This is a genomic window from Streptomyces sp. RK62, from assembly GCF_018070255.1.
In the GTDB taxonomy this organism is placed as follows: domain Bacteria; phylum Actinomycetota; class Actinomycetes; order Streptomycetales; family Streptomycetaceae; genus Streptomyces; species Streptomyces nigra.
In genome coordinates this window covers 363511-388787 of sequence record NZ_JAGPYD010000007.1, presented here as the reverse complement: position 1 = coordinate 388787, position 25277 = coordinate 363511, and the positions used below count along the sequence as shown (strand labels likewise).

The window sequence follows — 25277 nt, the reverse complement described above, 5'->3', positions numbered from 1 at the left end:
GTGCATGACGGCTCGCGACGGGTCAACAGAGCTGAGTCGACCTCACTCAAGTCTTATCCGTTCCTTACACGCAACTGCGCGCCTACCTGCGAGGATGCCATACGCCGGGATGCACGGACGGAGTCCTGCACCGGCACGCGAGGTTGACGCCTGGGGCCGTAGGGCTTGATGTGCAGCAGCGCGAGGACGACGAGGGCGGACCCCGCCCCGACCCACCACGCGGCCGTCGCGCCGAGCCGCCCCAGATGCACCAGGACGCCGACGACCACCCCGGGCAGCGCGACGGCGCCCAGCAGGACGGTCGTGCCCTGCGGGGTCAGCCCGGCCCGGCGCAGCCGGTGGGCCAGATGGTCCGGCGCGCCCCGCAGCAGCGGCCGTCCGGCCAGCCGGCGGGAGACGGCGACCAGGACCAGATCGGTGACGGCGAGCGCGGAGAGCCCGTAGAGGACCCCGGCGCTGGCGGCCGGGTCGTGCCCGGCGCGGGTGATCACCGCCGACGACGCCAGTACGAACCCGACGAAGAGCGAGCCGGTCGCGCCGAGCCCGACCCGCGCGGGATGCCAGTTCGGCAGCAGGAAGCCGGTCAGGGCGGCGGCCAGCACGCTCAGCAGCACCGCCAGCTCGTCCATCACCTCGGCCGCCGCGCAGACGCCCACCCCGAAGGCGGTGAGCACCCCGACGGTGCCGGCGAGCGCGTCGGCGTGGTCCAGCGCCTTGAAGCCGACGGCGACCAGGACGATCCAGGCGACGGCCGGCACCCCCAGCCAGAACCCCGTGTCCCCGTACGGCACCACGCAGGCCGCCGCGACGGCCGTACCGCCGACGAGGAACCGCGCCTTCACCCGCCGTACGTCGGCGACGAGCCCGAGCAGGGCGACGGCGCCCGCGGCGACCAGCAGCCGCATGGTCTCGGAGCCCAGCCGGGCGTAGCCGGTCCACTCCCCGGCGGCGGCGACCAGGCAGGTCACCAAGGCGACCGCCACTCCGCCGAGCAGAGGCAATGGGCGCTGTCGGCGCCGGTCGAGAATGCCGAACCGCAGAGCGGGCAGACGGAGCAGCGCCGCCAGCAGGGCGGTGACCAGGAGCGCGGTGGTGGCGGCGGTGATCCCGTAGAGCACGGAGTTAGATTAGTGCCGTATATACCATTTCGGGATGAATAACACGATCGGTTCATGATCGGATCGCAATCGGTTCCCGATCGGGAACCGATCGGTTCTTAAGGCAAGCCTCAGCGATCCAGATCACCCCGCCCCTGGCTACAGTGCGGCGGAGGATGCGGGTAGTCTCAGAGGACTGCATAAGTTACCGCTTAGTAATGTAGCCAGTAATGTCGAGGGACCCCCTCGAACCACCCCTCGCAGGCCCGAGGAGCCCCGAAATGCAACTCGCCGCGATCATCGTGTCGCTGGTGCTGACCGTGGTCGGCGTTGCGCTGCTCGCACGCGCCATCGGCCAGTTCGTCCGGTACTTCAAGCTCGGCCAGCCGGTCCCGGCCGGCAGCCGCACCGACAACCCCTACGCGCGCAGCGTCACGCTCGTGAAGGAGTTCCTCGGCCACACCCGGATGAACCGCTGGGGCATCGTCGGCGTCGCCCACTGGTTCGTGGCGGTCGGCTTCCTGACGCTCCCGCCGACCCTCGCCCAGGCGTTCGGGCAGCTCTTCCAGGCCGACTGGACGCTGCCGGTCATCGGCACGTTCCTGCCGTTCGAGATGTACATCGAGTTCATCGGCCTGATGACGATCCTCGGCATCGCCGTGCTCATCGTGATCCGGCTGCTGAGCCTGCCGTCCCGCCCCGGCCGCAAGTCCCGCTTCGCCGGCTCCAAGGCGGGCCAGGCGTACTTCGTCGAGTACGTCATCCTCACCATCGGCCTCGCGATCTACGTCCTGCGGGGCCTCGAGGGCGCGCTGCACCACGTCGACAGCTACGAGCCGGCGTACTTCGCGTCGTACCCGCTGGTGCTGGCCTTCAAGGGGCTGAGCGTCACCACGCTGCAGAACCTCGTCTACTTCGTCGCGATGATCAAGATCGGCACGTCCTTCGTGTGGATGATCGTCGTCTCGCTGAACACCAACATGGGTGTCGCCTGGCACCGCTTCCTGGCGTTCCCGAACATCTGGTTCAAGCGCAACGCCACCGGTGAGACCGCGCTCGGCGCCCTGCCCGCGATGACCTCCGGCGGCAAGCCGATCGACTTCGGCGACCCCGGCGAGGACGACGTCTTCGGCGTCTCCCAGGTCGAGCAGTTCTCCTGGAAGGGCCTGCTGGACTTCTCCACCTGCACCGAGTGCGGCCGCTGCCAGTCGCAGTGCCCCGCCTGGAACACCGGCAAGCCGCTCTCCCCGAAGCTCCTCATCATGTCGCTGCGCGACCACGCGCACGCCAAGGCGCCCTACCTGCTCGCGGGTGGCGGCAAGACCATGGAGGGCGAGGAGAAGGCGTCCGAGGAGCAGCTGAAGGACGTCCCCGCCGCCGCCCTCGCGGAGGCCGAGCGCCCGCTGATCGGCACCGCCGAGGAGAACGGCGTCATCGACCCGGACGTCCTGTGGTCCTGCACCACCTGCGGCGCCTGTGTCGAGCAGTGCCCGGTCGACATCGAGCACATCGACCACATCGTCGACATGCGCCGCTACCAGGTGATGATCGAGTCGGCGTTCCCGTCCGAGGCGGGCACGATGCTCAAGAACCTGGAGAAGAAGGGCAACCCCTGGGGCCTGGCGAAGAAGCAGCGCCTGGAGTGGCTCAAGGAGGTCGACTTCGAGGTCCCGGTCGTCGGCAAGGACATCGAGGACCTCACCGAGGTCGAGTACCTGTACTGGGTCGGCTGCGCCGGCGCCCTGGAGGACCGGGCCAAGAAGACCACCAAGGCCTTCGCCGAGCTGCTGCACATCGCGGGCGTCAAGTTCGCGATCATGGGCGGCGACGAGAAGTGCACCGGTGACTCCGCCCGCCGCCTCGGCAACGAGCCCCTGTTCCAGGAGCTCGGCATGGAGAACGTCATGGCCCTGAACATGGCGTTCGGCGAGGAGATGGACGACGAGGGCAAGGTGACGCCCGAGTCGAAGAAGCCGAAGTCGGCGAAGAAGATCGTCGCCACCTGCCCGCACTGCCTCAACACGATCGGCAACGAGTACCCGCAGATCGGCGGCGACTACGAGGTCATCCACCACACCCAGCTGCTCCAGCACCTGGTGGACGAGGGCAAGCTGATCCCGGTCACCCCGGTCGAGGGCATCATCACCTACCACGACCCGTGCTACCTGGGCCGGCACAACAAGATCTACACGCCGCCGCGCGAGATCATCGCCAGCGTCCCGGGTCTGCGGAACGAGGAGATGCACCGGCACAAGGAGCGCGGCTTCTGCTGCGGCGCCGGTGGTGCCCGGATGTGGATGGAGGAGCGGATCGGCAAGCGCATCAACAACGAGCGCGTCGACGAGGCCCTCTCCACCAACCCGGACATCGTCTCCACCGCCTGCCCGTTCTGCCTCGTCATGCTGACCGACTCGGTCAACGGCAAGAAGAACGAGGGCAAGGCCAAGGAGTCCATCCAGGTCGTCGACGTCGCCCAGCTGCTGCTGGAGTCGGTCAAGACGCCGGTCACGGACGACGAGCCGCCCGCGGGCGAGGCCGGAGCCGAGAACGAGCCGGAGCCGGCCCCGGCGAAGTAGCCGCGAGCTCAGGCACACGACGAAGCCCCCTGGACCCGTACGGGACAGGGGGCTTCGTCGTGGGGCAGGCTGGAGGAGGGCACCCGTTCGAAAGGAACCGTCGCGTGATCATCTTCGGCACCAAGGGCTACCTCTACCAGCTCGCCATACTGACGCTGGTGTGCGGCCAGTGCGGCAACCCCTCGGCCCATGCGCTGAGGAAGCGGATCACGAAGTTCACGCTGTTCTTCGTGCCGCTCTTCCCCGTCTCCACCCGGTACGCGACACAGTGCACGTTCTGCGGCGCGGAGCAGAAGGTCACCCAGGAGCAGGCCGACCAGCTTTTGGTGCAGGCCACCCCCGGGGGCCCCGGTCAGCAGGCGTACGGCGAGCCGCGGCAGCCGTACCGGCCCTGACGAAGCCCGGCGGACCGGGTTCCGGGACCCCCGGCGGAGGCCTACCCCTTCGGGGGCTGCTTCTGGGCGCCCACCGCGTCGGCGGCGTGCCGGGGGCCGGGCCGGGACGAGAACTGCCCGATCAGCTCGCGGAAGCACACCAGGGCGGTGATCGGCGGGATCCCCACGACCACCATCGCCAGCAGCGAGTGCGCCGACTGCCCGATGCACAGCGCCACGGCGGTGCCGGAGGCGATCAGCATGACGGCCCAGGACTTGCGGGCGGTCCGGCGCTGGACCGACGCCCGCAGGATGGACAGCCCCGCCAGCAGCCACGGGCCGTAGACCGTCAGCGGCCACCAGTGGGCCAGCTTGGGCGCCACCACGAGCAGCGCGATCGTCCGGAGCTGGTCGTACGAGTACGAGATGGACCAGGTGAGCATCGTCACCGCGCACAGGGTGATGAGGGTGACCAGGATCGAGACGGTGAGGACCTTCGGGTTCTTGGTGAGCGAGTGCGCTCCGGGCTGCGGCCGCTTGCGGTGCACCGGGCGGGGCGCGGGGCGGCGGTCGGCCTCCTGACGGGGCGGGGACGGGTCCGGGGCGCGGGCGGCGCCGAGCATCTGCGCCAGCTCCTCGTCCAGGTCCCAGGCCTCCGGCGACATGCTTCCGTCCGACGGCTGCCAGAGGTTCTGCATATCGAGCTGCTGGGTGTAATGAGGCTGCTCACCCACCGGCTCATAGTCGGTCCTCATTTCCTACGACCCCTCCCCTTCGCGCACCGCTCGCAGATATTCACGCTCCATCCGGCCGATGGTTCTCAGGAAGTCGTCGAGCAGATCAGAGCAATAGGTGATGCTCTCCGCAGTGATCTGATCAGCTGCCTGACGCGTCCGAAGCGCGCACTCCTCAGCTGCGTGTTTCTCCTGCCAAGTCACGCCCACCTAACGAGCGCCGTCCAGGGCAGGACATCTGGCATTCGGGGGAATATGCGTCAACGGTGATGATATGGAATATCCCATGACCGCCGCCGCCCGATGAAATTCGGAATATCGGAGACGGCACTTTTGCTTTGCGGATCATGGCCGAATTCCACACACGGTCCGCCGTGTGGGATCAGGCCCGTCCGGCGGTGGAGGCGAAGCCCAGCCAGGTGTGGCGGTTCCCCCACCAGCACCAGCCGACCTTCGGGGCGTCCTTGCGCTCACGGCCGTCCCGGCCGGTGCCGTTGCTGATCCAGATCGCCGGGGTGCGGGCGTCGAAGGTCCCGTCGGCCTTGCGCAGCCGGGAGGCGATCGTCATGAAGCAGCGGCCGCGCTCCAGGGCCGCCGGCTGCTGCAGCACCCAGTGCAGGCCCTCGGTGAGGGTCAGCGGCGTACGGCCCCGCCCGGTGAGTTCGGGCAGCGCCTCCTCGGGGCTCCAGTTGGCCAGATCGTCCCCCCGGTCCACACCGGTGACGAGGTAGAAAGGACCCTCCTCGGGCCGCTCGGGGAGTTCGACGCCGACGGGGGCGAAGTCGTCGACGTCGGGCATGTCGACGACCACGAAGCCGGGCTTGTCGCGCCGGCGCAGCAGGGGCGCGAGCGCGGAGGCCGGGACGTGGTCCGGGTGCACGGCGAGCAGGGCGCCGGGGTGGGCGTCCCCGGCCCGCCCGGCGAAGGCGCGCAGGGAATCGGCCGGGGTCTTGGCGAGGTCGTGCACGCCCAGCTCGATCAGGCGCTCCGCCTGCGCGGCGAGCGGCGGCAGGGCGGTGACGGCGGCGGTGGACGAGGTCTCGGGCACGGCTCTCCTCAAGGTGGTCACGGGTGGACCCCGGACCAACGAAACGCTTCGCACGGGCGTTCCCGCGCGGACGGCACGCGGCGCGACTCGGGCGTATTCAAGCCACATCCGTCCATCCCGCCACCGCGTCCGGACCCAGGGCTGTCGCCGCCTCTCGAACGCGTGCATCATTACCCAGTTGTTGTCCCTGGTAATGACGAGGTGAGCGGTGCGCGCGCGACGAAGCGGGTGGGGTACGGCGGCCGTGACCGGCACCCTCGCCACCCTCACGGCCCTGTCCCTGACGGCCTGCGGCCCCACCGCCCACGACGACGCGAAGGCCGAGCCCAGCCCGCTGCGGGTCGCCGACGCCCCCGCCAAGCTCCCCGTCCCGCGAGGAGACGGCAGCAAGGTCCCGGACGACTTCAACGGGGACGGGCACCGCGACCTCGTCCTGAACGACCTGGTGAAGGCGCAGGCGCACACCGACGACGCCGGCATCGGGATCGTCTACGGCAGCGCCCGCGGACTCGCGCCCGGCGCCCGGCAGTTGCTCGAACCCCGGCGGAACGCGGCCGCCACCGACGGGCAGCAGCCGGCCGTCTTCGACGCGGAGGCGACCTGCGACCTCGACGACGACGGCTTCACCGACCTCGTGGTCTCCACCGACCCGCCGTTCGACGGCCAGGGCCGGCCGCCGGTCCCGCTGCAGATCCTCTTCGGCTCGCCCGGCGGCCTGACCGGCAAGGGCGTCAAACTGACCGTCCCCGACAAGGCCCGTATCGGCAACGACTGGCCCGACCAGCCCGTGTGCGGGGACTTCGACGGCGACGACGCCCAGGACCTCGTCGTGCACGCCTCGGGCGGCCGGCTCAGCTTCCTGCGGGGCCCGTTCGACCGCGACGGCGCCCCCCGCGCGGCCGGCGCGCCCCTGCCCTCGCCCGGCAACCTCCCCACGGGACCGGCCGCCGACGTCGACGGCGACGGCTACGACGACCTGATCGTGCGTACGGCGGAGGGCTCCGGCAAGTCCGCGGTGGTCCTCGGCGGTCCCGACGGCCCGAACCGCACGGGCGTCACCCTGCCCGCCGGGATCGACCTCGCCCTCGGCGCCTTCGGGCGGGGCAAGGCCCTGGACGCGGCGGTCGGCGCGATGGGAGGAACGTCTCTGCGCTACGACCTCCCGGCCGTCGCCGCCCGCGCGTCGCTGGGCACGTCCGGCTCGATGCTGGACGCGGCCGACTTCGACGGCGACGGACTGAGCGAACTGCTGTCCAGCGGCTCGCAGTTGCGCGTCTTCCCGGGCCGCTCCGGCGGACTCCGCACGGCCGGCATGGTCACCGTCAAGCCGCCGGCCCGCGGCACCACGCGCGTCCTGGCCACCGGCGACTTCGACGGCGACGACCGGGCGGACCTGGTCGTACGGACGTATGTCGGCGAGACCAAGGACACGGTGGCCGTGTATCCGGGCCGCCCGGCGAAGGACGGCCTGCTGGCGGCCGAGCCGACGGTGACGTTCTCCAGCTCGGAGTTCCTGGTGCCCTGAGCGGTGCCGGTGCCCTGAGCGGTGCCGGTGACCTAAGCGGTGCCTGTACCGGTGCCCTGCGCCTGCTTCTCCGTGCTCCCCAGCAGCCGTGTCATGGCCTCGGCGGCCCGTACGGCCGCGTCCCCGCAGCAGTTGTTGAACAGCACGTGCAGGGCCTCCACGCGGCCGGACAGCGCCTCCAGCCGGGGCAGCCACTCGCGGAGCTCGTCCTCGTCGTAGCAGTGCCGGAAGCGTTCCTCCTTGCTGCCGGTCCCCCAGTGCGCGCTGCGGCCGTGGAACCGTACGACCGACAGCTTGGGCGAGGTGACCGGGGCGACCGGCGGCACGGACGCGGGCAGCGTCTGCGTCATGTCCACGGCGACCGCCGCCATCCCGTGCCGGGTGAGCAACGCCCGCGTGGCGTCCGCCTGTTCGCCTCGCCACCACGCCGGATGCCGGAACTCCACGCTCACCGGCCACCCCCGCGTCCGCCGCGCGGTCTGCTCCAGGAACGTCTCCGCGCGCGCCCCGGGCCGGAACCACGGGGGGAACTGGAACAGCACCGCGCCCAGCCGCCCGGCCCGCCGCAGCGGCGCGATCCCGGCCGTGAACCGCGCCCACACCTCATCCAGGATGCGCGGGTCCCGTGCGTCGGCCGGCCAGCCGCGCGGCATCAGGGCGGGCCGGGTCGGATGCCCGGTCAGCAGCGAGAAGGCCTTCACGTCGAACACGAAGCCGTCCGGCGTCCGCTCCGCCCACAGGGCGCTGTTCCGCTCCCCGGGCAGCGCGTAGTACGTGGCGTCGACCTCGACCACCGGGAAGCGCTCGGCGTAGTGCCGCAACCGCCCCTCGGCGTCCCGCCGCCCCACCGGGTACCAGCCGCTGCCGACCAGCGCCCGGTCCGTCCACGAACACGTGCCCACCAGGATGTCACCCATGGGACGGCGGTTACCCGAACGCCCGGCGGCCAGACGTGCGGGCCATCCGTCTGCGGATGTGACCTCCGGGGCCCGCGCGTAGTCTGGTCCGCGTACATCCGACGCGCCCCAGGCGCGAACTCGCAGGTCAGGTGTGCCCCCACCCGTTGTTGTGGCCAAGGCGCGCCCGGACGAGCGGAGGACCAACGATGGGTACAGTCACCACCGACGACGGCACCACGATCTTCTACAAGGACTGGGGTCCACGTGACGGGGAGCCGATCGTCTTCCACCACGGCTGGCCGTTGAGCGCCGACGACTGGGACAACCAGATGCTGTTCTTCCTGTCGCACGGCTACCGGGTCATCGCACACGACCGGCGCGGCCACGGACGGTCGACGCAGACCTCCGAAGGCCACGACATGGACACGTACGCGGCCGACGTCGCCGCCCTCACCGACGCGCTCGACCTGCGCGACGCGGTCCACATCGGGCACTCCACGGGCGGCGGCGAGGTCGCGCGCTACGTCGCCCGCGCCAAGCCCGGCAGGGTCTCCAAGGCCGTGCTGGCGGGCGCCGTACCGCCGATCATGGTCAAGTCGGAGAGCAACCCCGGCGGCACCCCGATCGAGGTGTTCGACGGGTTCCGCGAGGGTCTCGCCGCCAACCGGGCGCAGCTCTACATCGACGTTCCGGCGGGGCCGTTCTACGGCTTCAACCGTCCCGGCGCCGAGGTCTCGCAGGGACTGATCGACAACTGGTGGCGGCAGGGCATGATGGGCGCCGCCAACGCCCACTACGAATGCATCAAGGCGTTCTCCGAGACGGACTTCACCGAGGACCTGAAGCGGATCGACGTCCCGGTGCTGGTCATGCACGGCAGCGACGACCAGATCGTGCCGTACGAGGACTCGGCCCCCCTGTCGGCCAAGCTCCTGAAGAACGCGACGCTCAAGACGTACGAGGGCTATCCGCACGGGATGCTGACGACGCACCCGGACGTCCTCAACCCGGACATCCTGGAGTTCATCCGGTCCTGACGCCGACGGCTTCCGGGGCGGGTCACCGCACCGGGAAGCCGCAGGTGTAGCCCTGTGCCGCGAGCCACGGCAGGACGCGGCGCAGGGCTTCGACGGTCTGGGAGCGGTCGCCGCCGGCGTCGTGGAACAGCAGCGTCGGCCCGTTGGCCAGCTCGCGCTGCACGGTGGCGACGATGGCGTCCGCGCCCGGCCGTTCGAAGTCCTTGGTGTCGACGTTCCAGCCCAGCGGCCGCATACCGCGCGAGGCGGCGAGCTTGCGGCTGTACGGGGTGAACGCCCCGCCCGGCGCCCGGTAGTACATGGGCCGTACGCCCCCGGACGCCTCGGTGATCATGCGCTCGGCGTCCAGGATCTGCTGCGACTGGTAGGTCTGGGAGTTCTTGTCCATGGCGGTGTCGTGGGACACCGAGTGGTCGCACAGCCGGTGCCCCTCGGCGACGACCTTCTTCACGAGGTCCGGGTACGCCTTGGCCTGGGTGCCGACCATGCAGAACGTGGCCTTCACCCCGTGCTCGCGGAGCACGTCGAGGACCTGCGGGGTCCAGTTGGGGTCGGGGCCGTCGTCGATGGTGATGTTGACGCCGCGTGCCCCTTTTTCAGAGGCGTGCGCGATGGTCACGGCGACCGGCTCGACGGCACGTTCCGCCGCCGCAGGCGCCTTGGGGGCCGCCCCGCCCGTGGCCCCTGCCTGCGCGGTCCACACCGAGGCCCCCGTGGCCAGGATCGTCACGCCCAGCGCCGCCCCGATCAGCTTGCCGTACCAGCCCCGCCCGCCCCCGTGCCGTGCCATGTCCGCCCCACTCTCCCGCAGTTCCTCGCCGATGCCCGGTCACTGACGACCACATGGCATGACGAGGGCCGGCGGCACGGGGATCCGTCCGTTACCGATCACGGACAATCCCGGAGGAGTTCGGGGACAACTCGGCGGGGCGCAGGGCCCGGCGCCGTCGTACGGGGGCTCAGGCGGCCGTGGGGAGCGGGGCGCGGAGCGTGGGGTGCGTCAGGCGGCGCGCCGGCGTCGCGCGCCCCGGTTCTGCTGGGCGCCCCGGTTGTTCTGGGCACCGCGGTTGTTCTGGCCGCCGCGGCTGCTCTGGACGCTCTGGCTGTTCTGGGCGGTCTGGGCGGCGATCAGCTCGTCCTCCCGGTCGTCCTCGTCCTCCTCGGTCCAGACACCTTCGTCGTCCCCGAAGTCGGGGGCCTGGAAGGGCGTCGTGGTGGGAGGCGGAGAGGCCGCGCCGGCCGCGCGGGGCTGCCCTTCGAGGGCGGAGAACAGCGAAGTGGTCGATTCGATGGGAGTTCTGCCTTTCGTGCAGGTCCCACGACGGGACCTGGGGTGCCTCACCGGGCACCGGCGGCTACTAGAGCTTGGTCATCTTGGCGTACGGGCTCACGATCCGCATCTGGGAGGAGCCGAAATCCACAAGAGCCGCGACCCCGTCCTCGATGCCGACCACACGGCCGAGGCCGTACACATCATGGGTGACCTGATCGCCCATGGCGAAGTGTTTTGGAGCCGGCACGACCGGGGCCTTGAAGGGGCTGGTGGGCAGATGACGCTTCGGCGCCGGAGGCTTTGTCATGGCTCAGTATGCGCCTTCGGGCGCCCGGCCCGCTGTGGCCCCGGGCACAAGAAAGCCACAGATGGTGTCACGTACGCCCCTGACCTGCGGTTTCACAAATCCATATCGTCGGCCGGATCAGGACGCACGGGCGGTGATCATGGGGTTTCCGAACACGTCGTACACCGCCACACGACCCTGCTCCGCACCCTTCCACGCGGCGAACGCCTCGGCGACCGCGCCGGCGGTCGCGAGGGGGTCCCGTACCGGGGCCGGCGCCTGTACGGCTGAGGATGACGCTCTCCCCGTCCCCCGCACGGATGATCCGCCGAACGAGTCCGACGGCCTCCTTCTGCCGGGCGTCCCCGTGCCGCCGGACCCAGTCGCGCAGCTCCTCGGCGTTCTTCCGTGACTGCGTCCGGGAGGCAGGGTAACTCCCGTGTCGCAGCCGGTAGTTGACCCTTCCGCCGCCTACGGGGCACGCCGAGGGCATATCCCCCCAAGAAGGGAGCAAGAGGACGACTAGGCTTGTCCGGCATGGAGCCGCCCGAGGGACCCGAGTCCGGTGGGAAGAAGGCGTACTACGTCACCACCCCCATCTACTACGTCAACGACGCCCCGCACCTGGGCCACGCCTACACGACGCTCGCCGCCGACGTCCTCGCGCGCTGGCACCGGCAGCGCGGGGAGAAGGTCTGGTTCCTCACCGGCACGGACGAGCACGGCCAGAAGATCCTGCGCACCGCGACCGCGCACGGGGTCTCCCCGCAGGAGTGGTGCGACCGGCTCGTCGAGGAGGCGTGGCAGCCCCTGTGGCGGCACCTGGAGATCGCGCACGACGACTTCATCCGCACCACGCAGCGCCGGCACACCGACCGCGTCCAGGAGTTCGTCCAGGACCTGTACGACAACGGCGAGATCTACAAGGCGGACTACGAGGGCCCGTACTGCGTCCACTGCGAGGAGTTCAAGATCCCCGCCGAACTCCTCGACGGAGAGGGCGAGTACGCGGGCCAGAAGCTCTGCCCGATCCACCGCAAGCCGGTGGAGCTCCTCCAGGAGGAGAACTACTTCTTCAGGCTGAGCGACTACCCCGAGCGGCTGCTCGCCCACTACGAGGCCCACCCGGAGTTCATCCAGCCCGAGTCCGCGCGCAACGAGGTCGTGAATTTCGTCCGGCAGGGCCTCCAGGACCTCTCCATCTCCCGCTCGACGTTCTCCTGGGGCGTCCCGGTGCCGTGGGACGACCGGCACGTCATCTACGTATGGGTCGACGCGCTCCTCAACTACGCGACGGCGGCCGGCTACAACGAGAACCCGGCCAAGTTCGCGACGACGTTCCCGGCGGACGTCCATCTGGTCGGCAAGGACATCCTGCGCTTCCACGCGGTCATCTGGCCCGCGATGCTCATGGCCAACGGCCTGCCGCTGCCCGGCCGGATCGTCGCCAACGGCTGGCTGCTGGTGGGCGGCGAGAAGATGAGCAAGTCCAACCTCACCGGCATCAAGCCGCAGGACCTGACCTCGCACTTCGGCGTGGACGCGTACCGCTGGTACTTCCTGCGCGCGATCGCCTTCGGCCAGGACGGCGCGTTCTCCTGGGAGGACTTCTCCGCCCGCTACACCAGCGAGCTGGCCAACGACTACGGCAACCTGGCCTCGCGCGTGACGGCCATGATCGGCCGCTACTTCGACGGCGAGCTGCCCGCCTCCCCCGCCGAAGGCGACGCCGAGCAGGCGATCCGCACCGGCCTGACCAGGACGGTCGCGCAGGCCGACCGCAGGATCGGCGAGGACCTGGATTTCCAGGGCGGCATCGCCGCGATCTTCGACTTCGTCCGGCAGGTCAACGGCTACCTCACCGAGCAGGAGCCGTGGAAGGTGGCCAAGGACGACAGCCCGGCGGGCCGGGCCCGGCTCGCGACGATCCTCTGCACCGCCGCGGAGTCGCTCCGCGCGCTCGCGGTCCTGCTGCACCCGGTGATGCCGGAGACGTCGCGGCGGCTGTGGACCTCCCTGGGCGCGGAACCCGCCCTGGGCCCGCTCGCGGACCAGCGGATCCAGGCGGCCGGGGACTGGGGAAGCCTGCCGGCCGGGACGCGGGTGGTGAAGGGAACGGCGCTGTTCCCTCGGCTGGAGGAGGCGGAGCCGGGGGCCTGAGCCGGGCCGCACAGCCCCGCTTTCTCGCCGACGACAGCACCCGGCTCGTCGACCTGTGGGCCAGCGCCCGCGGCGAGCCCGCCGGCTCCGCCGCGGTGGCCGGGCTGAAGGCGGACGTGGCGAGCGACGCGGGCAGTGGGGCGGCGGATGCGCGGAAGGCGCTGAAGTGCACCAGGCGTCCGGCGGAGTGCGGGTAGCAGGATGGGCGGGGCGGCCGGCCGGGGCCCGATGTCCGAGCCGGCTGCCATGATCCCCGTATGCCGCTGATACCGGGATACGAGTACGGCCCCCTGGCCGACGGGCACGCCTACCTGGACGATCCCCTCTTCTGGCCGGTGCACCTCGGCAGTTGCCTGCGGGGCGAGGCCGCCGAGGAGGCCGCGTTCGGTGCCGACTGGGACGCGGCCATGGAGCTGTACCGCACCCTGTCCGCCGACCACGAGTGGCCCGTGTTCAGCGTGCCGTTGCGCTCGGGCCACATCCTGTACGTCGTCTACCGCAACCTCGACGGGGAGTGGGGCGTGGACTATCTGGTCCATCATCCGTCCTGGCCGAGCGCCGAGACGCTCGCCGTGGACGACGGTCACTTCATGGGGCCGGGGATGGCCTGGCACGAACTCGCGGGCGTGGCCGGTCAGTCGGTGTCGACGGGCGTCACCGATGCCGATGCCCGGCTGCTGCTTCTCTTTCCCACCCTCGGCGACGCGGGCCTGCCCGATGACGCGGCTTCCCCGCTCACGGCCGCGCTCGACGCGCTGACCACGATCGAGGAGCCCGCCGAAGTGGCGCGCATGCTGCTGGAGCACCAGGGGCAGTGGGGGCCCGCCCACTGGCGCCGCAGGGACGGTGTCTCGATCAACGACGGCGGGCACTCCTACCGCAACCCGGGCAACCCCTTCGCACTGCCGGAAGGGCGGTTGCGGGAGATCGGGGCGGCGCTGGACGGGGAGGGGCCGGCGCCGGGCGGGGCCGGGGACACCGGCACCGCGTGAAAGCGGCGATTGCGGCGATCGGGCGCGACGGAGCAGCGTCAGGGGGCAGGATTCCCGGGGGTTCGGCGACCGTCAGGGGGACCGCTCATGCCGTACGGCTCCGTGGAATGGCCCGCGCGCAGTCTGCTGGGGGTGCTGTCGCCGCGGGCGCGGCAGGAAGTGCTCGGGCTGGGCGTGCGGAAAGGGTTCGAGGCCGGGGAGGTGCTGCTGCGCGAGGGGGCGACCGACCGGCATGTGCTGGTGCTGCTCTCCGGCTTCGCCAAGGTGACGGCACGGGTGGAGAACGGCGAGACCTCGCTCCTCGCGGTCCGCGTCGGCGGTGACACCGTCGGCGAGATGGCGGCCGTCGACGGCTCGGCGCCGCGCTCGGCGACCGTGACGGCCTGCGGCCCGATGACGGCCCGGGTCCTGCAGCCCGGCACGCTGCACGAGCTGCTGATGCGGCGGCCCGAGGTGTCCGTGGCGCTGACCAGGATCATCGCCGACCGGCTCCGCTGGGCGAACCGGCGCCGTCTGGACTTCCGCGGCTACCCGGCGAAGGTCCGACTGGCCCGCCTCCTGGTGGAGCTGGCCACCGCCTACGGGCACCCGGTGGACGGCGGTGTCGTCGTCGGCTGCCGGCTGACCCAGCCGGAGCTCGCCGCGCTCACCGGCGCCGCCGAGACCACCATCCACAAGGGCCTCAGGGAACTGCGGCTGAGCGGGCTGCTGGAGACCGGCTACGGCACCACGACCATCCGTGACCTGCCCCGACTGACGGAGCTGGCGGACCTGCCCCACGAGTGAGACCCGGCGGGTCAGGTCAGCAGCGGGCGGGCCGTCACCAGCAGCCCGGCGCTCACGCCCATCACCGCCGTGCACACCACCGCCACCGTCAGACACCGGTACTTGCGCACGGCCACCCCGGCGAGGAACCGGATCGTGCAGGACAGCTCCTGGCGCAGCCGCTCCTCCTCGCCCCCGGCGCCGGCCGGCGGCAGAAGATCGGGACCGGCCGCCAGATGCGCGAAGCTGTAGCGGTTGACGCCGTGGGGCCGCAGCACCCGGGGCCGCAGCGTGGCCGCCAGTGATCCGGCGCCGCCCAGGAGCGCGCAGACGAACAGGGCCAGCAGACTTCCGGCCACTACGCCCCGTGGACCGCCGTTCTGCGCGGTGTGCAGGGCCTGTCCGCTCCATGATCCCGCCGTGCCGACCATCGCGGCCTGGGCGGCGGCCAGGATCCCGGCCTTCATGTCGGCGTGCTGGTGCGTGGCCTGCAGGGCGTCGAACATCGCCTGCTCGGGACGGCTCTGCGGTTCGGCGCCGATGGGCGGCATACGCGTTCCTCCTGCGGTGGGCGGTGCGGTCGGAACATCAGTAGGCACCGGGGCCGTGGCACGGCACCTCGCATTAATGCGGGATCTCCTATGACCGGATATCGCCCTCGCCGGACATGTACCAGCCCGTAACTTCTGTCACCCGCAGTATGTTTCCGCCCCTTCCGCATCCCGTAGTTCGACGGGGTCTCCCCCCTCATGAGGCGTGTACGACTGGCGTGCCGGCGTCCGCCCGTGGGGGGAAGCGGACGCCGGCGTGTCCGGTGCGCGCCCTGGACGCACGGGCACGGAGCGCGACTCCAAGCAATGAGCGGAGATTTCGATCATGGAAACGTTCGGTCGCAGACTGCTGCTGGCGGTCGACGCCAAGGGATACGGCGGTGTCGACGTACTGACGCAGCGCCAGTTCCAGGAGGCGATCCAGCGACTGCTCGCCGAGGCCGCCGAGGCCGCCGGCCTGGAGCGGGAGCGGTGGGACACCCAGGAGGGCGGTGACTCGGTGCTCGCGGTCCTGCCGGACGGGGCCTCGGAGCCGGCCCTCGTCGATCCCTTCATGCGGCGGCTCGACGCCGGGCTGCGGGCCTTCAACCACGGGCGGCTGCCCGAGGCGTGGCTGCGGCTGCGGGCCGCCGTGCACTTCGGTACGGCGTCGCCGGCGCCGACCGGGTTCGTGGGCCGGGCGCCGGTCGAGATCGGGCGCATCCTGGACAGCGCTCCGCTGCGGTCGGCCCTGGCCGCGGTGCCGGACGCCTGTCTGGCCGTGGCGGTCTCCGCGACCGTCTTCAACGACGTGGTCCGGGAGGCGTACACGACCTTCCGTGCGCAGGAGTTCCGCGAGGTGCGGATCGCCGAGAAGGAGTACGCGGGGCGGGCCTGGATCTGGGTGCCGGGAGCCGACCTCCAGGCGCTCGACCTGGGCGGCGGCGGGGACGCGGCCGCCGGGAGCGGACGTACGTCCGGCGACGGGGGTGGTGAAGCCGTCGGCGCGCGCCCCCCGAGTGCGCCAACTGCACCGAACACCACGGTGGTTACCGTCAACACCGGAACCATCCACGCGCAACGTGCCGTCTTCGGGATCCACAACTGAGTCCGCTGGAACCGAGTGACGGCTGAGGATGGACGAGCAAGCAAGCGCACAGACCGGCCGGGACGACGCCCCGGACGCCCCGGATCCGGCGGAGTCGGAGCGACAGGCTCCGCAGCCCGGAACCGGGCCCACCACTTCCGAGACCGAGACCGGGTCCACCGGACCGGCCCCCGGAACCGCACCCGCCGAACCGCCCCGGACGCCCGAGGACTCCGACGAGACCCCCGCCCGTGACAGCGACGGCGACAGTGCCGGCGCCGGTGACACCCCCGAGCGGACGACGACCGAGGAAGCCGCCGACGACAAGGCCCGCGCCGACTCGGCGAACCAGGTCCACCACAACAACGTCAACCAGTACTTCCTCGGCGCCCTGGACGCGCCGGAGATGCACTTCGGCATCGGCGCCGCCGACTCCGCCCACGCCCGGCGCCGTGCCGTCGGCCGCCTCGACGCCGGCGAGGCGGACGCCGTCCTCGCGTCGTACGTCGAACCCGACTGCTTCGAGGAGGCCGTGACCGCGCTGCAGCGCGACGGTGCCGTCGTCCTCGTCGGCCCGTCCGGCACCGGCAAGCGCGCCGGGGCCGTGGCGCTCGTCGCCACCGTCGCCGAGGGCAGCGACTACGTCGTCCTGTCGCCGGGCCGCAGCCTGGAGGAACTCGCCAACGGGCGCGTCGAGTTCACCAAGGGCGTCGGCTATGTGCTGCTCGACCGGATGCACGAGGGCACCACCGCCACCGCCGACTTCGACTGGCGGCGGGTCCGCGACACCGTGCGCGAGCACGGGGCGCACCTGGTGGTGACCACCGTCCACGAGCCGCAGGGCCGGGCCCCCGAGGCCGTACGCCATGTGCCCTGGCGGGCGCCGGACCCGGCGGCCGTGCTGCGGGTGCGGCTCACCCGGGCGCGGTGCGCGCCGGAGACCGTCGAGCGGGCCGTGGCGCTGCTGCCCGAGGGCTGCCGGACCGCGGAGGTCGTCGCGGCGGCCGAGCGGATCGGCGCGGGCGCCGAGGCCGACGTGGTCTGGAAGGAGTACGGCTCCAACGCGGCGGCACCCGTGCGGGAGTGGTTCGCCGAGGAGCGCACCCCGCAGGAGTGGGCCGAGGTCACCACGCTCGCGTTCGTCACCGGTGCGGGCTTCCGCGACTTCGAGACCTGCCAGCAGCGACTGGAACGGCATGTGGCGCGCGCCTTCGCCGAACCGACCGAGGAGGAGGCCGCCGAGGCCGCCCGGCGTGCCGCCGACCGACGCCTCGCGCTGGCCCGCAACGCCCTGGTCACCGTCGAGGAGCGCGAGAACGGCGCCCTCACCCGGACCGCGCTGGTCTTCGCCCACCAGCAGTACCGGGCGTGGGTGCTGCGCGAGCTGTGGACCATGCGCTCGACCGTGTACTGGGACGGTGTGCGGGACTGGCTGACCGAACTGCTCGGCGACGGCCGGGCCGACCTGGAGCTGCAGCTCTCCATCGCCCAGGGGCTGGCCCTGCTCACCCCCTCCGCCTTCGAGGAGGTCGTCCAGAACTATCTGCACCCCTGGGCGTCCGGTGCGGCGGGCCCCGCCGGGCAGTCCACCGCCACGCTGGTGCTGCACTGCATGTGCCTCGACGAGAGCCTCGCCGCCGTGGCACTCGGCGTGGCCCGTGACTGGGCCCGCTCCTACGACCCGGTGGTGCGCTCCACGGCCACCGCCGCGTTCAGCGGCCAGCTCGGCGTACGGTTCCCGACCGACGCCGTGCACACCCTGCTGCGACTGACCGGGCGGGGCGCCGGGGCCGCCTTCGCGCTGGCCGGGCTGGTCGCCGTACTGGCCGAATGCCGGCAGGACACCGGCGCGGTGTTCCGCCCGCTCGCCTACCGGCTGCGCGCCCAGCGCGATCTGCCGGCGGGCCGCTCCAAGGAGGGCGTCCTCGACGCCGCGCTGACCGTCCTGCGGGCACGCGACGCGCGCACGGGCCGCCCCGTCTGCGCCGACGTCCTGGTGCACAGCCCCGCGCAGACCGAGAAGGTCGGCGAGCTGTGGGCCGGTGTCCTCGGCAACCTGCCCCGCCGGCGGCGGGCGCTGGACGGCCTGTACGCCACGGTGGCCGCCCTGCCCTCCGCCTGCGAGAACCCCGACCCCGCCGCCGTCCGCCTGGGTACGGCCGTCGGCACCGCCCTGCGCCCCCAAGAAGGACCCGCGCTGCGGGCCGGCCTCGAAGCGGCCGTCCGCCGCGCCGAACGGGCCGGACCGGCGCCCACCCATCTGATCCACCTCTTCCTTGACGCCGTACTGAGCACGGAGGAATGACAGGTATGGCCGAGAATTACCCGCTCGTCGAGCAGCGGGAGTACACCCGCGCCGGAAAACGCGGAGGCTTCCTGAGCCGGCGCGTGTCCCGCACCGACGACGAACTGCCCACCGTCGCCGCGCACCATGTCCGCGTCTTCCGGGTCGGCGAGGAGTACGTCGAGGACCACGGGCAGCTGCGGTCCGACGACCGCACGGTGGTCGACGCCAGTTCCGTCACCGTCGTCGACCGGCGGGTCGAGAAACCCGTCGTGGTGGAGACCAGCATCCCGTCCGGCGAGGTCGGCGACTTCACCGTACGGACGACCTTCTACTGCACGGTCGTCGACGCCTGCGCGGTCGTACGCGACGGCGTCACGGACATCGAGGCGCTGCTCCTGGGCCATCTGCGCTCGGTGCCCGGGTTCACCGAGGACGGCAGCGACCGGCCCGTCGTCGACTCGCTCGCCGTCCGCGACCGTATCGACGCCCGGCTCACCGCGTACCAGGAGATGCGCCCGGCCGTGCTGTCCGGGATGCGCGTCCGGCACGGAGCGGTCGAGGTCCTCACCCCCGCGGAGCTCGCCGAGGCCCTCGCGAAGGAGGAGGAGAGCCGCCGCGTTCTGGACTGGACCCGCGAGCGGGAGGAACGGGAGCAGGAGGCCAACCTGCGCCGGGCCCTGCTGGAGACCGAGCTGGAGATCCGGCGCGAGGAACTGCGCAACATGAGCGCCGTGAGCAGGGAACGCAACCGGCAGGAGGAGGAGCGGCTGCGCAACCGCTACCAGCGCGACGAGGACGCCGTCCAGCAGGAGCACGAACTCGAACGGCAGCGCGTGCGCAACCGCGCCACCCGCGCCGAACTCATCGACGACCTGCAGATCGTCGGCACCGACCCCAGCGCCGCCGACTTCCTGGCCATGCGCTCCGGCGACATCTCCTCCGACGACCTCGCCCAGCGGCTGGACGGCAGGCGCCGGGCCGACCACGAGGCCGCGCTGCAGCGGCTCTCCGTCGACCGGGAGGACGAGCGCTGGAAGCTCGAACGCGACGACCGCCGGTACGAGCTGACCCACGCCGACCGCCGCGAGGACGCCATCGAGGAGCGCCGTGCGGAGCTGCGCCGCTGGGAGGCGGAGCGCGAGGACGAGCTGCGCAGCCGCCAGGAGGCGCGGGCCGACGCGGAGCGGCGCCGGCGCGACGACCGCGAATGGGCCGGCGAGGTGCTCAAGGCGAAGACCGCGCTCACCAAGGAGGCGTTCGCCCGCGGTCTGTTCGACGGCGTGGCGAGCGGCCCCGGCGAGTTCATCAACGGCGTCAGCGAGGTGACCGTCAAACCGCAGTCCGACGGGGACGCGCTGCCGGGCCAGGAGGAGGCCTCGGGCGAGCTGGAGGGAGCCGCGCGGACATCCGCCTCCGGCGACCGCGCCCGCCGAACGGCCGCGGCCGACCTCGACGACGACGACCTCGACCTCGGCGGCACCGACTCGGAGGCGAGCCTTGGCCACTGACACCCCGCTGCGCCCGTACGACAGCGCCCCACTGGACGACGACCGGGGCTCCGTACGCCCGATCCCGCCCGGCACCGGAGCGGCCGCGCGGCTGCGCCGGCTGATCGGCATCCGCGAGGAGCTCCTCGCCTGGGTGCCGGAGGAGCGCACGCGCTACACCTGGTACGGCGCGATCGTCCTCAACACGGCCCTGGTCGGCGCCCTGTCCATGTCCCTGGCGCTCGGCAGCTTCCGCTCCGACCTGCCGCTGGTGGTCGTGCTCCTGGTCGCGGCGGTCTGGTTCTGGGTCGTCCTCGTGATGGACAGCTGGCTGGTCTCCAGCACCCACGGCACCAAGGTCAAGAAGTGGTCGCTCGGTCTGCGCCTGCTGCTGTCGGTGCTGCTGGGCCTGTTCATCGCCGAGCCGATCCTGTTCCAGATCTTCGACAAGGAGATCCGCCAGGAGATCGCCGTCGGCAACGAGCAGAAGGTCGCCGACTACCGGGGCATGCTCGTCGCCTGCAACCCGACGGACGGCGCCTCCACGGCGGACCGCCCGGAGTGCCGGCGCTACCAGCTGAAGATCGCCGGGTCCCCGGCGGAGCTCTCCCAGCAGACGGAGAGCAACGCGTCCCGCGCGAACGCCCTCGAGACCCAGGTGGCGTCGATCAACCGGACGCTCAAGGGCAAGATGGCCGCCGAGCAGGAGCTGTGCGGCCGGGACAACTGGATCTGGCGGGGCGGCGTCCGGGACGTCACCATCACCTGCGAACGGGCCCGCGAGGACTCCTCGTCGTACCGCGAAACCAGCAAGATCGACACGTACGAGAAGCAGCTCGCGGCCCTCAGGGCCGAGGGCCAGACCCTCGCGGAGAAGAAGAACAAGGCCGCCGAGACCTACCAGCCGCTGCTCCAGCGGGCCATCGACACCCGCACGAAGGAACGCGAGGCCGCCCTGGACACGGACGGCATCCTCACCCGGGCGCACGGCCTGAAGACGGTCGCCGGCTCCGACGGCTTCGCCTTCTTCCTGACCATCGTCCTGCACCTGCTGCTCCTGGGCTTCGACGCCCTGCCCGTCCTGGCCAAGTTCATGAGCGGCAGCACCATGTACGACAGGATCCTCGGCTCCCGCTTCGAGGCCAGCCGCCGGCTGCACGCCGAGGAACTCCAGGTACGGCACGAGTGCGCGCGGATGGAACACGACGTACAGCGCCACCGCGTCGAGCTCGACGCCAACGACCGGATGCAGACCCTGGACCACCAGTACCGGACCGCCCAGGCGGAACGCGCCGTGAAGGAACGCGCCGAACTGGACGCCCGCATGGACCGCATCCTGCGCACCCGCCACGCCTGAACGCGGAAGGGGTGGTGTGCCGCCGGCTTCCGGCAGCACACCACCCCGTCCGGGCGTCACGCGTCTGTCAGTTGAAGGGAACGGCGTCGGCCGCGGCCGTGTGCCAGTTGGTGACGATCGGCTTGTCGACGGAGATCGTGCCGACCTTCAGGGAGACCGGGTTGGCGTCGGAGCCGTCGACGGCCACGATGATGGAGTCCAGCTCCTTGCCGTCGTTCGTGTTGGTGGTCTTCGGGTTCACACCGGCGTAGGCGGTGGTGCCGCCGGTCAGCTTGATCGGCTCACCGACGGACTGCTCCGCCGGGCCCGCCTCGGTGCCGTCCGACCCGAACGCCACGGTCGGGTGGGTGCCGGGCAGGTAGCAGGTGATCCCCGGCTTCGCCTTGGCGATGACCAGGATGTATCCGCCGGCCTGGGACTCGGACCGGGTGCTCCAGGTGATGTCGTTGGCCCCGCAGCCCTGCTCGACCGGCACCCGCGTGCCGTCCCCGGTGTCCACCCCGGACCCGCTGTCCCCGGCGTCGCCGGTCCCCTTGCCCTTGGCACCGCCCGCCTTCTCGCTGTCCCCACCCGCCGAGCCGGACGAAGCGGCGGACGAACCGGCCGTGTTCGAGGCGGGCGCGGAGCTCTGCGCGGCACCGGTGTCCTTGGCCGCGTCCCCGTCCTCACAGGCGGTCATCAGCAGGGCGCCGCCCAGGACGGCGGCGGAAACGAGAAAGGCCTTGCGGTGGTTGCGGAACATCAGATCCCCCTACATCACAGTGGTCAGTGGTGATTCATAACGAAGCCGCTTTCGGCTTTGCGGTCACTCGATCACTATGAGGGCCTCCGGCGCCCGAGGGCTCCCACCGCAGTCGTTCCAGGACACCGTTGTCACAGACTGGGGACATGGTGAAGGAGGTGTGCGGGAACGCGCCCACAGCGCGGCGCGCGAGGGGTGCGCTGCGGGAGGGGTGCGCTGCGGGAGGGCGTCTTGTCAGCGGGCGTCCGCGACACGGGGCGTCGCCGCGGGCCGTGGACTGCCGTGGAAGACCTGCCGCATGTGCCAGGAGCGATGATCGGCGGCGACAGGGGCCGCACCCGGCTGCGGGCCGATCAGCGGACGGCCGGAGAGTGCTGTGACGTGATCGCGGGCGGCGGGGCTGTGGCCGACGAAGCGCTGCGAAACCAGGATGCGGTGGCCGTCGCCGACACCGAGGACGCCCTTGTCGAACAGCTTGTGGTGCAGTGAGCACAGGCACAGCCCGTTGTCGACGTCGTCCGGCCCGTCGAAGGCCCACCAGCGCACGTGCGCGGCCTCCAGCCCGACCGGCACCGTGTCGATCCTGCCGTCGTAACCGCAGAAGGCGCACCGGTACTCGTAGGCGGTCAGCACCAGTTCGCGCATCCGCCGGTCCCGCTGCCTCCGCGCTGCGGAGAGCCGCCCGGTCTCCGCCGGCTCCAGGTCCAGGCCGACGGCTTCACACAACTCGCCGTGGAGGGAAGGCGGGAAGTGCAGGTCGAGCAGTGACCGTGCTATTCGGTGCAGCAGCACCGGCTCGCGCCGCAGCGCGTCCCTGAGGTCCGGTGCGAGTCGTCCGGCGGCACCCGATTCCCGGAGCTCCCGCAGGCCACTGCCCGGACTGCCGGGTCCGCGGTCGGTACGCACCTCCCAGACACCGTCGCTGACCAGATGGTGGAACGGGCGCGGGCGTCGTTCTGTTGGGCGGGCCGTACTCGGCCAGTAGCCGCTGCAGGTCACCCTCGACTGCGCTGTACCGCAGCTCGCGGTCGGCGTCCTCCTGGAACCGGCCGAGGGCGTACAGCAGCAGGAGTGGCTTGTGCGGCGCCCGCGTCCCGTTCCTGGTCCACTGCCGCAACCTCACGATGCGCTGGAGCCAGTCCATGCCCAGGGATCGTAGTGACGGGCTGCTCGTCGTGGCTGCCGACGTCCGTTCCGTACCGTCCTGTTCAACGAGTTACCCGCAGCCTGGCGGCTGCCGGTGCGGGTGTCCCACGTCTCCCCAGCCCCGTTGCCGGTGCTCACGGTCGCCAGGGTGTGGCCGTCCGGGCTGAACGCGAGGGACAGCGGGCTTCGGGCGCCCGGCTCGATGGTGCGCTGGGCGCGTCCGGTCGTGGTGTCGAGCAGGGTGACCCGGTCGCCGTCGTCCTCGATGGCCACGACGGCGAGGGTGCGGCCGTCCGGAGCGAACGCCACGGCCCTGAGCGGCTGGTCGTGACCGGCGCGCAGGGTGCGCAGGGCGCCTGTGGACAGGTGCCAGAGCCGCAGCGTTCCGTCCAGACCGACGACGGCGAGCCGGGTCCCGTCGGGGCTGAAGACCATGGTGTCGACGTCGCCCACTGCCTGGCTCCGCATCAGGCGGCGCGTGGCGACGTCCCGGACCTCGATCGTCCCGTTCGACGCGATCCGGGCGGCCAGGGCACGCCCGCTCCGGTCGAACCCGGCGGCCGCGGGGGTGGAGATCGTGACGGGCGGCTGTCCTGCGGGGGCCGAGTCGCCTGCACCGGTGGTGGAACCCGCCCCCGTGGTACGCCACAGCGAGATCGGCGCGATCTCCGTCTGGGACGGCCGGGAGCGGCCCGGCCGACCGGACGACCGGCCGACCCCTCCGGCTCGCCGTCCGCCACGAGCCCGGTGAAGCCCGCTCGTACTGAAACGGCAACAGATGAGGAGCCCGCCGAGGAGTCGGACGAGGGGGTCGATGCGGTACCCAGGACGGACGCCCCGGCCGCCGAGGGCTTGCCCGCGGAGCAGTCTGCGGCCGCTCACGGGAGGCGGCACCGAGGCCCCCCTCGGCCTCTCCGACCGGCGGATTCCCGTGTTCACACTGGGCGTGGGGCCGGCTCCGGTGGGCCTCGGCATCGGCTTCCTCGGGGTGCGGATGCGCCGCCGCCGAGCGGCTCGCGACGGCCCGGGTCCCCCTTGAGTCGGACCTCCGGCGTCCGCCTCAGGTCGGTTGTCCACCACGGACTTACTCGGTATACATACTCGGTATGTCCATCCGCCACGGGCTTCTCGCCCTCCTCGAACGCGGCCCGCGCTACGGCTCACAGCTCCGTACGGAGTTCGAGTCCCGCACCGGCTCCACCTGGCCGCTCAACGTGGGCCAGGTCTACACGACGCTCAGCCGGCTCGAACGCGACGGCATGGTCGTGCAGGACGGTGAGGACGAAGCCGGCCACGCGCTCTACGCGATCACCGACAGCGGTCGCGGCGAACTTCGCAGCTGGTTCGAGCACCCCGTCGACCGCACCAGCCCGGCCCGTGACGAGCTGGCCATCAAGCTGGCCATGGCTGTCGGGGCGCCCGGGGTCGACATCCGTGACGTCATCCAGTCCCAGCGCCGGCACACCGTGAAGGCCATGCAGGACTACACCCGGCTGAAGGCGCAGGCCCTCACCGCCGTGGAGAAGAACGGGGACCGGGAGCGGGACGACATCGCCTGGCTCCTCGTCCTGGAGCAGCTGATCTTCCAGACCGAGGCCGAGGCGCGCTGGCTCGACCACTGCGAGTCCCGGCTGATCCGTCTCTCGTCGACCGCCCAGGCTGCGGGACCGGAGCCGGCCTCGCCGGGGACGGTGGCGGGAGCGGCGGGGACGGGGGCGCGGGCGGCGGCCGGGGCAGAGGAGGCCGCACACCACCGCCCGTGACGTCCGACCTTCACGACCGGCCGCCCTCGCCGTACAGCGCGACGGCGCCGCCCGCGCCCGCGACACCTTCGTCCTGAGCGCCGTCCTGAGCGCCCGCACGACCAGGCCCACA

General features: G+C 71.7%; 22 protein-coding genes and 1 pseudogene. 12 read left to right on the top strand and 11 right to left on the bottom strand.

Annotation, left to right across the window (positions count from 1 at the left end):
- Positions 1-53: 53 nt before the first annotated feature.
- Positions 54-1118 (bottom strand): MraY family glycosyltransferase, encoded by a 1065-nt coding sequence (locus KBY32_RS16385; protein ID WP_210980558.1) that lies wholly within the window; start codon positions 1116-1118, stop codon positions 54-56.
- A gap of 260 nt (positions 1119-1378) precedes the next feature.
- Here KBY32_RS16385 and KBY32_RS16380 point away from each other — a divergent pair, with 260 nt between their 5' ends.
- Positions 1379-3673: a (Fe-S)-binding protein gene (locus tag KBY32_RS16380; protein WP_210980557.1), complete on the top strand. Its 2295-nt coding sequence runs from the start codon at positions 1379-1381 to the stop codon at positions 3671-3673.
- 104 nt (positions 3674-3777) lie between these two features.
- Positions 3778-4068: a zinc-ribbon domain-containing protein gene (locus tag KBY32_RS16375; RefSeq protein WP_210980556.1), complete on the top strand. Its 291-nt coding sequence runs from the start codon at positions 3778-3780 to the stop codon at positions 4066-4068.
- Between the two features lie 41 nt (positions 4069-4109).
- On the opposite strand, the gene KBY32_RS16370 is transcribed toward KBY32_RS16375, so the two are convergent.
- Together KBY32_RS16370 and KBY32_RS16365 are read right to left on the bottom strand one after the other, a co-directional pair.
- Positions 4110-4802, bottom strand: coding sequence for a DUF2637 domain-containing protein (locus KBY32_RS16370; RefSeq protein ID WP_055621212.1), 693 nt, complete (start codon positions 4800-4802; stop codon positions 4110-4112).
- A 361-nt stretch (positions 4803-5163) separates the two neighbouring features.
- The gene (locus KBY32_RS16365; RefSeq protein WP_210980555.1) at positions 5164-5829 is read right to left on the bottom strand and encodes a DUF5701 family protein; all 666 of its coding nucleotides are present in this window, start codon (positions 5827-5829) and stop codon (positions 5164-5166) included.
- A 244-nt stretch (positions 5830-6073) separates the two neighbouring features.
- Here KBY32_RS16365 and KBY32_RS16360 point away from each other — a divergent pair, with 244 nt between their 5' ends.
- Positions 6074-7354 carry an FG-GAP repeat domain-containing protein gene (locus tag KBY32_RS16360; RefSeq protein WP_374224947.1) on the top strand — a complete coding sequence of 427 codons (1281 nt, stop codon included), beginning with the start codon at positions 6074-6076 and terminating at the stop codon, positions 7352-7354.
- 32 nt (positions 7355-7386) lie between these two features.
- On the opposite strand, the gene KBY32_RS16355 is transcribed toward KBY32_RS16360, so the two are convergent.
- Positions 7387-8271 (bottom strand): DUF72 domain-containing protein, encoded by an 885-nt coding sequence (locus tag KBY32_RS16355; protein ID WP_210980553.1) that lies wholly within the window; start codon positions 8269-8271, stop codon positions 7387-7389.
- Positions 8272-8459: 188 nt separating this feature from the next.
- Here KBY32_RS16355 and KBY32_RS16350 point away from each other — a divergent pair, with 188 nt between their 5' ends.
- Positions 8460-9290, top strand: coding sequence for an alpha/beta fold hydrolase (locus KBY32_RS16350; RefSeq protein ID WP_210980552.1), 831 nt, complete (start codon positions 8460-8462; stop codon positions 9288-9290).
- Positions 9291-9312: 22 nt separating this feature from the next.
- Here the strand turns inward: KBY32_RS16350 and KBY32_RS16345 are convergent, their stop codons facing one another.
- From KBY32_RS16345 to KBY32_RS16335, 3 genes are all read right to left on the bottom strand, one after another.
- Positions 9313-10080: a polysaccharide deacetylase family protein gene (locus KBY32_RS16345; protein ID WP_210980551.1), complete on the bottom strand. Its 768-nt coding sequence runs from the start codon at positions 10078-10080 to the stop codon at positions 9313-9315.
- 210 nt (positions 10081-10290) lie between these two features.
- Positions 10291-10632, bottom strand: a complete 342-nt coding sequence (locus KBY32_RS16340) for a hypothetical protein (protein WP_199835407.1) — start codon at positions 10630-10632, stop codon at positions 10291-10293.
- Positions 10633-10648: 16 nt separating this feature from the next.
- Positions 10649-10870, bottom strand: a complete 222-nt coding sequence (locus KBY32_RS16335) for a hypothetical protein (RefSeq protein ID WP_055621205.1) — start codon at positions 10868-10870, stop codon at positions 10649-10651.
- A 516-nt stretch (positions 10871-11386) separates the two neighbouring features.
- Between KBY32_RS16335 and metG the strand changes: the two genes are divergently transcribed.
- The 3 genes from metG (at position 11387) to KBY32_RS16320 (ending at position 14787) form a co-directional block, all read left to right on the top strand.
- The gene (gene metG, locus KBY32_RS16330) at positions 11387-13009 is read left to right on the top strand and encodes a methionine--tRNA ligase (protein ID WP_210980550.1); all 1623 of its coding nucleotides are present in this window, start codon (positions 11387-11389) and stop codon (positions 13007-13009) included.
- Positions 13010-13266: 257 nt separating this feature from the next.
- The gene (locus KBY32_RS16325; protein WP_210980549.1) at positions 13267-14001 is read left to right on the top strand and encodes a hypothetical protein; all 735 of its coding nucleotides are present in this window, start codon (positions 13267-13269) and stop codon (positions 13999-14001) included.
- Positions 14002-14088: 87 nt separating this feature from the next.
- On the top strand, positions 14089-14787 hold the full coding sequence (locus KBY32_RS16320; protein WP_210980548.1) for a Crp/Fnr family transcriptional regulator: 699 nt from the start codon (positions 14089-14091) through the stop codon (positions 14785-14787).
- 11 nt (positions 14788-14798) lie between these two features.
- Here the strand turns inward: KBY32_RS16320 and KBY32_RS16315 are convergent, their stop codons facing one another.
- On the bottom strand, positions 14799-15317 hold the full coding sequence (locus tag KBY32_RS16315) for a Pycsar system effector family protein (protein ID WP_055621201.1): 519 nt from the start codon (positions 15315-15317) through the stop codon (positions 14799-14801).
- Positions 15318-15642: 325 nt separating this feature from the next.
- Between KBY32_RS16315 and KBY32_RS16310 the strand changes: the two genes are divergently transcribed.
- Genes KBY32_RS16310 through KBY32_RS16295 form a run of 4 tightly spaced genes read left to right on the top strand, consistent with a single transcriptional unit; the run spans position 15643 to position 21514 of the window.
- A complete protein-coding gene (locus tag KBY32_RS16310; RefSeq protein ID WP_210980547.1) occupies positions 15643-16404 on the top strand; it encodes a hypothetical protein in 762 nt (253 codons plus the stop codon).
- A 28-nt stretch (positions 16405-16432) separates the two neighbouring features.
- On the top strand, positions 16433-18688 hold the full coding sequence (locus tag KBY32_RS16305) for a hypothetical protein (protein ID WP_210980546.1): 2256 nt from the start codon (positions 16433-16435) through the stop codon (positions 18686-18688).
- 5 nt (positions 18689-18693) lie between these two features.
- Positions 18694-20178: a hypothetical protein gene (locus tag KBY32_RS16300; protein ID WP_210980545.1), complete on the top strand. Its 1485-nt coding sequence runs from the start codon at positions 18694-18696 to the stop codon at positions 20176-20178.
- Complete coding sequence (locus KBY32_RS16295) at positions 20168-21514, top strand: DUF4407 domain-containing protein (protein WP_210980544.1); 1347 nt, start codon at positions 20168-20170, stop codon at positions 21512-21514. Before KBY32_RS16300 ends, KBY32_RS16295 begins: the two co-directional genes overlap by 11 nt.
- 67 nt (positions 21515-21581) lie before the next feature.
- Here the strand turns inward: KBY32_RS16295 and KBY32_RS16290 are convergent, their stop codons facing one another.
- The 3 genes and pseudogenes from KBY32_RS16290 to KBY32_RS35440 form a co-directional block, all read right to left on the bottom strand.
- The gene (locus KBY32_RS16290) at positions 21582-22256 is read right to left on the bottom strand and encodes a DUF4232 domain-containing protein (protein WP_115504503.1); all 675 of its coding nucleotides are present in this window, start codon (positions 22254-22256) and stop codon (positions 21582-21584) included.
- Between the two features lie 234 nt (positions 22257-22490).
- Positions 22491-23400: pseudogene (locus KBY32_RS16285) on the bottom strand (phosphorothioated DNA-binding restriction endonuclease).
- Positions 23376-23870, bottom strand: coding sequence for a WD40 repeat domain-containing protein (locus KBY32_RS35440; RefSeq protein WP_247689505.1), 495 nt, complete (start codon positions 23868-23870; stop codon positions 23376-23378). Before KBY32_RS35440 ends, KBY32_RS16285 begins: the two are co-directional and overlap by 25 nt.
- Positions 23871-24508: 638 nt before the next feature.
- Between KBY32_RS35440 and KBY32_RS16275 the strand changes: the two genes are divergently transcribed.
- On the top strand, positions 24509-25165 hold the full coding sequence (locus tag KBY32_RS16275; protein WP_210980542.1) for a PadR family transcriptional regulator: 657 nt from the start codon (positions 24509-24511) through the stop codon (positions 25163-25165).
- Positions 25166-25277 lie beyond the last annotated feature (112 nt).